This is a genomic window from Pseudomonas sp. Yb2C2 (genome assembly GCF_052112325.1).
GTDB classification, from domain to species: domain Bacteria; phylum Pseudomonadota; class Gammaproteobacteria; order Pseudomonadales; family Pseudomonadaceae; genus Aquipseudomonas; species Aquipseudomonas marginalis.
Window position 1 is genome coordinate 22,251 of sequence record NZ_JAVAJK010000037.1, and the last position, 10,069, is coordinate 32,319.

Consider the following 10,069-nt stretch of genomic DNA (forward strand, 5'->3'; position numbering starts at 1 on the left):
CGGGAATAGTGGCAATTAAATCTTGCTGCCCTAGACTGCGGTGATCTTCAGGGAGAAGCATGCGCATGACGCACCTACGTAAATGGATGTTAAGTTTTTCCTGTGTGCTGGGTGTGGCAACCATGGCCATGGCCGACGATCCGCTGTTGGATCATCCCTCCACAACGACCGCCGCCAGCACCGACAGTGAAGCCCGTGGCGTATTGCGTGCCCGCGACCAGGCAATGCTGGCCAGCGAATTATCCGGGCGCATTGTCGACCTGCCGTTCAGCGAAGGCGAGTCGTTCAAGAAGGGTGACACCCTGGCGCGCTTCGATTGTTCGGCCTACCAGGCCCAACTCAATGCGGCTTCAGCCGCCAGCCGTGGTGCCGGTGAAGAGCTGGCCCATAACAAGCAATTGGCCGCACTGAATTCCGTCGGGCGTTTTGAAGTGGCCCGCGCCGAAGCCAAGCTCACCGAAACCCAGGCCCAATCCCAGGTCTACCAGGTGCAGGTCAAGCGCTGCAGCGTGCTGGCGCCGTATGACGGCCAGGTGGTGCAGCGCAAGGTCCAGCGTTATGAAAGTGTTTCGGCGGGTGCGCCGCTGCTGGAAATCGTCGACAACCGCAGCCTGGAAATCCACCTGCTGGTGCCGTCGCGCTGGATGGGTAAGCTCAAGCCCGGCCAGACCTTCAGCTTTACCCCCGATGAAACCGGCCAGGCGTTCAACGCCACCGTCAAACGTCTCGGCGCCCGCATCGATGAAGGTAGCCAGACGCTTTTACTGGTTGCCGCTGTGACCAATGCTACCGGGTTGATGGCGGGCATGAGCGGTACCGCCCACTTCGCGCAACTGCAATGAACGCCCCGATGCCGGGCAATACCGAGCGGGTATTCGCCCAGTTTCTGGCGCTTGAGCACCAGACCCGTGCCGCCCGAACCATCGAGCAGTTGGCCTACGGCCTGGTCAACGACGGTCAGCCGTTGTTCGGCTATCGCCATGCGGCGCTGCTGATCGCCGGCAAGGTGCGGGCGGTGACGGCGGTGAGCAGTGTCGACCCGAATGCGCCGTTTGTGGCGTTCGTCGAGCAGGCCGTGGCGCAATTGCACAAGCAGGCGCTGAGCCAGGACGCACGGGTGGTACCGGCCGAGCAATTGAGCGCCCAGGTGCAGGCCGACTGGCAAAGCCTGTCCGCCGGCCATGTGTTCTGGCTGCCCTTGATCGACCCGCAAGGCCGCGTGTTCGGTGGTTTGTGGCTGGCGCGGGACACGCCGTGGAAACCCGCCGAGCAGGTGTTGCTGGCGCAGTGGGGCGATACTTGCAGCCATGCCTGGCTCGCCCTGCAACCGCGCCAGCCGTGGCGGCTGCGCCTGACCCGCAAGCGCCAGGTGCTGGTGGGCGTTGCGTTGTTGCTCACGCTGCTGATCCCGGTGCGCCAATCGGTATTGGCGCCGGCTGAAGTGGTGCCGCTGGCCGGGCAGGTGGTGGCAGCGCCATTGGACGGGGTGATCGCCGAATTCCTGGTCAAACCCAACCAGGTCGTCAAGACCGGCGACCTGCTGCTGCGTTTTGAAAGCACCACCCTCACGGCTCAGGCCGATGTGGCCGCGCGCGCCCTGGGCGTGGCCGAAGCGGAACTCAAGGCCAATGCCCAGCGTGCCTTTGCCGATGCCGAATCCAGTTCGCGCATCGACCTGCTGGCCGCGCGGGTCGAGCAAAAACGCGCCGAGCGTGACTATGCCCGCGAGTTGCTCAAGCGCAGCGAAGTGCGCGCCGAACGCGACGGTATCGCGGTATTCGCCGACGCCGAACGCTGGACCGGCAAACCGGTGCAGACCGGCGAGCGCCTGTTGCAGATCGCCGACCCGACCCAGGCCGAATTGCGCATTGAACTGGCGGTGGGCGATGCGATTGCGCTGGAGCCGCACGCCCAGGTCGCGCTGTTCCTCGACAGCGATCCGTTGCAGCGCTATCTCGCCACCCTGCAACGCGCCGCCTACGAGGCCCAGCCCACTCCGGGCGGGCAATTGGCTTATCGCCTGGACGCGCAGTTCGATGAAGCGCCGCCGCGTATTGGCCTGCGCGGTACCGCGAAGGTCTTTGGCGAGCGCGCGCCGCTGGCCCTGTACCTGTTGCGCCGACCGCTGGCGGGTCTGCGCCAGAGTGTGGGCCTGTGACGTGCCTGCCCAAGCTGCGCGAAGACCTGCAACTGTCCAGCGCCGGCGCCGCCCTGGATGGTTCGCCGCGCTGGACCCTCGCCGATCCGGTGCGCGGGCGCTATTTCAAGCTCGGTGCGACCGCCATCCGCCTGTTGCGCCACTGGGCCTTGGGCGACCCGGAAAAAGTCCTGCAAGCCGCCAACCGTGAGCCGGGCCTGCCCCTGGGCGGCAGCGAGGTAGATGAACTGCTGAGTTTTCTACGCGCCCACGACCTGATCGCCGCCCTCGACCCCGAACAACGGGCCAGCTACCTGTATAAAGCCGCCGCGCAGAAACAAAGCCTGGGGAAAGTCCTGCTGCACCAATACCTGTTTTTCCGCATCCCGCTGTGGCGTCCGGACGCTTTTCTCAACCGGGCATGGCCGTGGCTGGCGCGCTTCGGGCCGGGCCTGTTGCGCTGTGGTTTGCCGATCATCCTGGGGTTCGGCGTGTTTCTGGTCGCGCGGGACTGGCAGCGGTTCCTGGCGACCTTCCCGCACCTGTTCAGCCTGGGGGGCGCCCTGGCCTTTGGCACCGCGTTGTTTTTCGCCAAGCTGTGCCATGAGTTCGGCCATGCGTTCATGGCCAAGCGCGCCGGCTGCCGGGTACAGAGCATGGGTGTGGCGTTCATGGTGATGCTGCCGATGTTTTACACCGACGTGAGCGACGCCTGGCGCGTCAATGATCGCCGCTCTCGCCTGATGATCGGCGCGGGCGGGGTGATGGCCGAATTGTTGCTCGCCTGTGTCGCCCTGCTGGCCTGGTCGCTGTTGCCGGACGGCCCGGCCCGCACGGCGGCGTTCATGTTGGCCAGTGCCACGTGGCTGACCACCCTGGCGATCAACCTCAACCCGTTCATGCGCTTTGATGGTTATTTTTTGATCAGTGACCTGTGGGGTGTCGATAACCTGCAAGGTCGCGCATTCGCTCTATGCCGCTGGCGCCTGCGTGAGTGGCTGTTCGGCTACGGCGAGCCGGCGCCGGAGCCCTGGTCACCGACGATGCAACGGCGCCTGCTGTGGTGGGGTTACCTGGCGTGGTTGTGGCGGGCAGCGTTGTTCCTGGGGATCGCCTTGGCGGTGTACCACCTGTTTTTCAAACTGCTCGGGATATTCTTGATGCTGGTGGAGTTGGTGTGGTTCATCTTCCTGCCAATCTTCAAGGAATGGCGCGAATGGTGGAGCCGGCGCAGCCAGGCCTATGCGCCGAGGGTGCTGCTGACCGGCCTGGGGTTGCTGTTGATCCTGCTGGCGCTGGTGGTGCCATGGCGCAGCGCCGTGGAACTGCCGACGATGCTCGAGGCGGGACGCGCCAGTGCGCTGCATGCGCCTGTGGCGGCGCGGGTCAAGGGGTTGAAGGTCGTCGATGGGCAAACGGTGAGCCAGGGCCAGGTGCTGATTGAGCTGGAATCCCCTGACCTTGATGCCCGGCAAAGTATCGTGCGCCGCGAAGTGGAGATCCTGCAGTTGCAGATGCGCCGCCAGGCGGGTCGCAGTGAAACGGCGGCGGACGCGGGCATCAACGACCAGCGACTGTCCCAGGCCCTGGCCGAGTACCGTGGCCTCGCCGCGCAGCGTGAGCGCCTGCTGTTGCGAGCGCCCCATGCCGGCATCGTGCGCGATGTGCTGCCGCAGTTGAGCGTGGGCCGCTGGCTGTCACCCAAGGACGCGCTGGCGCGGGTGGTGGAAGACGGCGCCCGTCTGCGCGGCTATGTGGCTGAAGCCGAATTGTGGCGCGTGGCGCCGGGGGCGACCGGGCGTTTCATCGCCGATGACCCGATGCACGCCGCCATCGCGGTGGAATTGACCGACATCGACGCCAACGGCGTGGCCTACCTGGATCAAGAGGCGCTGACCTCCGACCACCATGGGCCGATAGCCGTACGCCGTGACGAAAACCAGCGTCCGGAGCCGGTACAGGCCCAATACGGCGCTCGCTTGAAGAGTGTGCAACCGATCCCGACACCCCATCAGCCGCTGCGCGGTGTGGTGGTGTTGCAAGGGCGCCGTGAGTCGGTGCTGGGTGTGGCCTGGCGACGGGTGGCAGCGTTGGGGGTTAGGGAAAGCGGGTTCTGACAGGAGTGGAACGCAATGTTGAACAAGGAAGGCGCGTTGGCGCTGGGTCTCTCGGTGCGCCCGTCACGCAGTATCGACGAGCCGTTTTTGCACAGGCTTTACCGCTCGGCACGCCCGGACTTGCAGTGGATCGATGGTGAGCAGGCCCTGGTGGAGGAGGTCATCGCCCAGCAGTTTCAGGTTCAGGAGCGCGGCATGGGCGAGCACTTTCCGGGTGCGCTGCATTACGTGATCGAGAAACTCGATACCCCCATCGGCGCCTTGAGTGCCGACTTCGGGCCCAATGAAATCCGCGTGTTGTACCTGGCGTTTATCCCCGTCGCCCGAGGCCGGGGCTTTGGCCGGGCAGTGCTGCAGGGCGTGCAGCAAGCCGCACAACAGGTGTGTTGCCCGGTGGCCACGGTGGTCTGGGCGAGCAACCCTCATGCGCGCCAGCATTACCTGGCGCTGGGGTTTCGGGAGGAAGAAGCGACGCCTGCCGCTCAGCGCTTGGTGTGGTACCCGTCTCAGTTGAACACGATGCAGAAATAACCGCGTTGCGCGTCACGGCCCATGGCGGGCTCGCGGGACACAAACACGTGTTCCAGGCAGGTGTCCGCCAGTGACAAACGGCACAGGCCATCGACGAAGTCGGTAGGCTCCAGGCTGTTGAGCAACACACTGAACGCCTCGCGAGGGCTGCCGGGCATGCTCGCTTGCGGGGCATCGTTCAAGCGCTGGATCTGGATCGGCAGCGCCGAACCATCGGGCAGGTACAGCACGCTGGTGCGGTTCAGCAGCGGCCGAAAATGTTCCGGGGTGACCAGGTTCAACATAGGAGGCTCCGCGTCAGAAGGGCCGAGGCCTGTAAGCCTCGGCCCCGTGCAGGTGTCAGCTGCGTGATGGAAAGATCCCGTTCAGGGCAATGCTGAAGTTGATCGCCAGGAACGGATTCATCGACCCCATGGGCAGGCCTTGGCCCGCAGGCGCGAGGGTTCCCGTCACCGTGGAGGCGACGCCCTTGAGCGTTACCGGGCTGACGCCTTGTTGGTCGGAGTAGATCGTGGCACTGCCCGGTCCAGTGCCGGAAGCACCGATAAACGCGTTGGTGGCGGTGGGCGCCGTCACTGGGTTGCTGGCGACGCTGGTCAGCTGCACCGAGGTGCTGATGGCGAGCGCTGTTGCATCGTGGGTGTGGGCGGGCAGGTTGGCCAGGGTGGCCGTGACGCTTTCGGTGCCGGCGAATTCGCCCGTGACCCGTGGCGACAGCCCTGCACCGTTGCCTTGGCCGATGGGTAGCCGACCTTGCAGGTCCGGCAGCTTGAATGTTTGCACGCCATCGCCGCCGTAGGTGACGCCTATCAGGGCGAACAGCGTTTGGAACTGGCTGAGCGAAAGGGTCTGACCGGCGCACAAGGCCCAGTCTCGTGGGGCGAAATTAAACGCAAAGGGTTGGATGGTACCGATGAATACTTCCATGAATCGTTCATCCTTGTATGGGCTTTACGGGGTGTGACGCCAATCTGATCGGGCGTCACCGCAGAGCGTAGACGCAGCGCTCGCTGCCTGGCGCTTTCGAAACAGCGAGCGAACCGGGGGCTTTTGACCTAGAGTGGCGACTGTTTGTGCATGCACGGGGTTTGCCCTGGAAACAGGCAATGGCAGGGGAATTGAGGTGCGACGGTCTGTGGTAGAGCAAGACGAAAAGGCTGCGACCATTGCCGCGTACAACGGCGCCTGGGCAGGCGCCGGATGGCTGAGCCGGCTATGGTGGTTGCCGATCCTGGCGCTGGCCATGGCCGTGCGTTTTTATGGCCTGACGGCGGCGGCGATCTGGGGCGACGAAGGTTCCAGCCTGCTGCTCAGTGAATACGCCTTGGACGACCTGTGGTTTCACGCCGCCCATGATGTGCACCCGCCGCTGTATTTTTTCATGCTGCGCGGTTGGATCGAGCTGTTTGGCGATGGGATCTGGTCCATACGCAGCATGAGTGCGCTGCCCGGCGTGGTGGTCGTGGGGCTTGGCGTCTGGCTGACGCGCCAGCTGTCGACCCAGCGTGCCGCCGTATTGGCCGGTGTACTGCTGGCGCTGATGCCCACGGCGGTGCGCTATAGCCAGGAAGTGCGGATGTACTCGCTGCTCGGCGTGTGGCTGCTGGCCGCCACGCTGGCGCTGGTGTATTGGGTGCGCCAACCCGAACGCAGCCGCTGCCTGGTGGCCTACGTGTTGCTGATGGCCGCCGGTTTCTACACCCACTACTTCACCGCGTTGTGCGTGCTGGTGCATTGGGCGTGGCTGGGCGTGCTGTGCACGTCCCAGCGGCCTGGCGAGCGCCTGATTCTGCGTCGGCAGTGGTGGCTGGCCAACGTGGCCATCGTGCTGTTGTACCTGCCTTGGCTGCCGAACCTGCTGGGCCTGGTGCAGCATGTCGATGAACTCAAGGTGGGCGGCGATATAGGCTGGGAAGACCCGGTCAGCCTGCTCTCCGTGCCGTCGATGATCTGGCAGTTTCTGCTCCAGGATGAGGGCCTGGGCATTTGGGCGCCGCTGTTCTGGCTGTTCCCGTTGCTGCTGCTGGGTGTAGTGGGTGTTACGGCCTGGCGTGATCGCGAGCGTTATCGTCCGGCCAGCCTGTTGGCGCTGTTCTTCCTGTTGCCGCTGTTACTCGTCTACGGCGTGTCGTTTATCTCCCCGGTGTTTATCGAGCGTTACCTCACCGTATACGCCCTGGGCTTGCCGATTCTGGTGACGATAGCCATCGACCGCTTGCCCTCGCGCCTGTCTCTGCTGGGGGCGGCGCTGTTCGTGCTGTTGGTCGGTGTGGAACTGCTGGGGCTGAAGAACAACTTCACGGTGGATGAACATGACCAGTTCAACGGCCCAGTGGAGTTCGTCAATCGCAACTACCAGGAAGACGACCGCATCGTTCTCAGTGACATGCTGTGGTACCTCAGCTACGTGTATTACGACCAGACCGACGCCCAGTTGCAGCTCTACACCCCGCCCAAGGCCGATGGCACGCCAACCCGGCCGAATGCCTACGGCTTTGGCACCCTGGTGGACCAGGACGGCGGGCGCATCTACCTCGACCGCTTGTCGGATTTGCCGGCCGATACCCGGCGTGTCTGGCTGATCAGCAGCAACGAACAGCCGGACGAATTTGCGCCGCTGCCAGCGGATTGGCGACTAGTCAGCCAACAAGACGGCGGCGGGGCGAGGGCGCGTCTTTATGTGTTGTGCCGCGGCCCCGAGCCCTTGCGACCGGAAGGTTGCCGCTAATACCCATTCGTTATGAAAGGAATATCAAAATGGTGGCAACTGCGTCCTAGTGGTGCGTGCAATCTTCAACTACTCTTCGGCGACAAATGGATGTTGTCCTACAAAGTGGTGAACGGATGCAGTATCACTTTATCTCCGGCTTGCCGCGTTCCGGCTCGACCCTGCTTTCTGCGATCCTCTTGCAGAACCCGCGTTTTCACGCCGGCATGAGCAGCCCGGTAAGTCCCTTATTCAATGGGGTGCTGGCGCAATGCAGCGCCGGCAGTGAGTTCGGCTCGGTAATCGATGCCAGCACTCGCCGCCGTTTGTTGCGCGGGCTATTCGACGCCTATTACGCCAACCAGACCTCCACCCCGGTGGTGTTCGACACCAATCGCCAGTGGTGCGCGCGCATGCCCGCGCTGCATGACCTATTCCCACAGGCCAAGGTAATCGCCTGCGTGCGCAACGTGGCGTGGGTCTTGGACAGCCTTGAACGTCTGTACCGCGCCAATCCGTTCGAGAACACCAAACTGTTCAATGACGATGACGAGCGCAACACCGTGTACAGCCGTTGCGAAACCCTGGCCCAGCGTAATCGCTTGGTAGGCTTTGCCTGGACGGCGCTCAAAGAGGCGTATTACGGCGAGAACGCCGAGTCGTTGCTGATCGTCGATTACGACTTGTTGAGCCAGGCCCCGGAGCGCGTGATGCGGCTGGTGTATGAGTTCATCGGTGAACCGTGGTTCGAACATGATTTCAATCACCTGACCTACGACGCACCGGCCTTTGACGAGGCGCTGGGGCTTGCCGGCCTGCACAAGGTCAAGCCCAAGGTCGCGCCGCAGGCCCGGCGAACCGTGTTACCGCCGGACCTGTTTGAAAAGTATGCCGCGTTGTCGTTCTGGCGCGATGGGTCTGCCAGTGCAGCCAATGTCATTCGTATGAAAACCGACGCCGCGATCAGCTGATTGCGGCTTTTCTTTTTTGCGTGTTCAAAGCGTTCGAGTCCAGGTGATCGTCATGTGGTGGAACAAAGGCAAATCGCGGGTAATCGAGGGGGCACACGCCCTGGCATCGCCAATGATTATGTTCCTGGAGCCGCGAATGCTGTTCGACGGTGCGGTGGCGGCAACCGTGGTCGATGCGGCGCAGCCGGATGCCCAGCCTACGGCCGAGGCGGCCAAGCCCCCCTCGGCGGATCAGCCGGTGGACACGCACGCGCCCCAGGGCCAGGTCGATGCGACCCATGCGGCGGTGCCGGGCAAGAGCGTGCTGTTCGTCGACTCACGAGTCAAGGATTCCGCCAGCCTGCTCGAAGGCGTGGCGCCCGGTACCCAGGTGGTGCAACTGGATGCGACCAGGGACGGTTTGCAGCAGATCGCCGACTACCTGGACAGCCACCAGGGCGTCAGCTCGGTGCAGATCATCGCCCACGGTAACGCCGGCGATTTGTGGTTGGGCAACAGTTACCTGTCGGCGGATAACGTCCAGGCCCGCAGCGAGGTGCTGGCGCAGATCGGCCAGGACATGAACGTCGGTGGCGATATCCTGATCTATGGCTGCTACACCGCCGAAGGCGAGCGTGGCTTGAGCCTGGTCGATTCATTGGCGCAGTTGACCGGCCGCGACGTGGCGGCGTCAACCGACCGCACCGGCCTGGGCGGCGACTGGGACCTGGAAATCGCCACGGGCAATATCGAAAGCGCCAACGTGTTGTCGGCCAGCGCCATGAGCGAGTATCAATGGGGCCTGGCCACTTGGACCGCCACTAACAATCTCAATAGCGGCGTGGGTTCCCTGCGCGCGGCGCTGGCGTCTGCGCAGAACGGCGATATCGTCACGTTCAACACCAGCATGACCATCGGGCTGACGTCGGTGCTGGTGGTCGACAAGAACGTCACTATCGATGGTGACCTCAATAACGACAACGTGGCCGATGTGACCTTGGATGGGCAATACCGCACCCAGATCATCAACGTGACGGCGGGTACCACGGCCACTCTCGATGGCCTGGTCATTACCCGGGGCATGGTGGCAGGCAACGGTGGTAACGGCGGTGACGATGCACTGGTGTCCAAGGGCGGTGGTATCTACAACGCCGGCACCTTGACCCTGCGCAACGTTACGGTCACCGCCAACGCCGCTTCGGGCGGTGGCGGCGGTGGCGGTGTAACGCCGCAATATGCCGGGGGCGGCGGCGGCGGCGGCGGCGCGATCACCGGCGGCACCGGCGGCAGGGGCGGCGACACGCTCAACTCCACGGGCTCCAATGGCACGGCGGGGCAGGGCGGTGCGGGCGGTGGTTTCTTCAACATCGGTGGGCGTGGCGGTTCCACCACGGGGGGCGCCGGCGGTGCGGCGTATCCGGGTTATAGCACCGGTTCGGCCGGTGGCACGGCCACCAGTGGCGGATTGTCCATCGGCGGTGGCGGTGGCGGTGACGGGTACGACAACTTCGGTGGTGACGGCGGTGGTGCGGTGGGGGGGATCTACAACGACACCGGCGCGACCCTGCGGATCATCGGTAACTCGGCCATCTCCAACAACGTCGGCGCGGGTGGCGGCGGTGGGGGG

The 10,069-nt window shown here is 64.1% G+C and carries 9 protein-coding genes; 7 read left to right on the top strand and 2 right to left on the bottom strand.

Features of this window, described 5'->3' with window-relative positions; genetic code table 11:
- The first annotated feature begins 65 nt into the window (after window positions 1-65).
- The 4 genes from Q8X51_RS30585 to Q8X51_RS30600 are packed head-to-tail and all read left to right on the top strand — an operon-like array spanning window position 66 to window position 4,785.
- On the top strand, window positions 66-842 hold the full coding sequence (locus Q8X51_RS30585) for an efflux RND transporter periplasmic adaptor subunit (protein WP_137212685.1): 777 nt from the start codon (window positions 66-68) through the stop codon (window positions 840-842).
- The gene (locus Q8X51_RS30590) at window positions 839-2,158 is read left to right on the top strand and encodes an efflux RND transporter periplasmic adaptor subunit (protein WP_407694681.1); all 1,320 of its coding nucleotides are present in this window, start codon (window positions 839-841) and stop codon (window positions 2,156-2,158) included. Before Q8X51_RS30585 ends, Q8X51_RS30590 begins: the two co-directional genes overlap by 4 nt.
- Window positions 2,155-4,254: an HlyD family efflux transporter periplasmic adaptor subunit gene (locus tag Q8X51_RS30595; RefSeq protein WP_323147390.1), complete on the top strand. Its 2,100-nt coding sequence runs from the start codon at window positions 2,155-2,157 to the stop codon at window positions 4,252-4,254. The genes Q8X51_RS30590 and Q8X51_RS30595 overlap by 4 nt, the downstream gene beginning before the upstream one ends.
- Before the next feature lie 15 nt (window positions 4,255-4,269).
- Window positions 4,270-4,785 carry a GNAT family N-acetyltransferase gene (locus tag Q8X51_RS30600; protein WP_137212687.1) on the top strand — a complete coding sequence of 172 codons (516 nt, stop codon included), beginning with the start codon at window positions 4,270-4,272 and terminating at the stop codon, window positions 4,783-4,785.
- On the opposite strand, the gene Q8X51_RS30605 is transcribed toward Q8X51_RS30600, so the two are convergent.
- Window positions 4,761-5,069 carry a DUF6916 family protein gene (locus Q8X51_RS30605; protein ID WP_137212688.1) on the bottom strand — a complete coding sequence of 103 codons (309 nt, stop codon included), beginning with the start codon at window positions 5,067-5,069 and terminating at the stop codon, window positions 4,761-4,763. The two genes, Q8X51_RS30600 and Q8X51_RS30605, sit on opposite strands and share 25 nt — an antisense overlap.
- Window positions 5,070-5,124: 55 nt before the next feature.
- Window positions 5,125-5,712 (bottom strand): phage tail protein, encoded by a 588-nt coding sequence (locus Q8X51_RS30610; protein WP_323147388.1) that lies wholly within the window; start codon window positions 5,710-5,712, stop codon window positions 5,125-5,127.
- Between the two features lie 196 nt (window positions 5,713-5,908).
- On the opposite strand from Q8X51_RS30610, the gene Q8X51_RS30615 reads away from it, so the two are divergent.
- The 3 genes from Q8X51_RS30615 to Q8X51_RS30625 form a co-directional block, all read left to right on the top strand.
- Window positions 5,909-7,513 carry a glycosyltransferase family 39 protein gene (locus tag Q8X51_RS30615; RefSeq protein ID WP_407694680.1) on the top strand — a complete coding sequence of 535 codons (1,605 nt, stop codon included), beginning with the start codon at window positions 5,909-5,911 and terminating at the stop codon, window positions 7,511-7,513.
- A 116-nt stretch (window positions 7,514-7,629) separates the two neighbouring features.
- On the top strand, window positions 7,630-8,463 hold the full coding sequence (locus Q8X51_RS30620) for a sulfotransferase family protein (protein WP_137212691.1): 834 nt from the start codon (window positions 7,630-7,632) through the stop codon (window positions 8,461-8,463).
- A gap of 52 nt (window positions 8,464-8,515) precedes the next feature.
- Window positions 8,516-10,069 (top strand): DUF4347 domain-containing protein (locus Q8X51_RS30625; protein WP_407694997.1); only part of this gene is annotated, 1,554 nt, incomplete at its 3' end.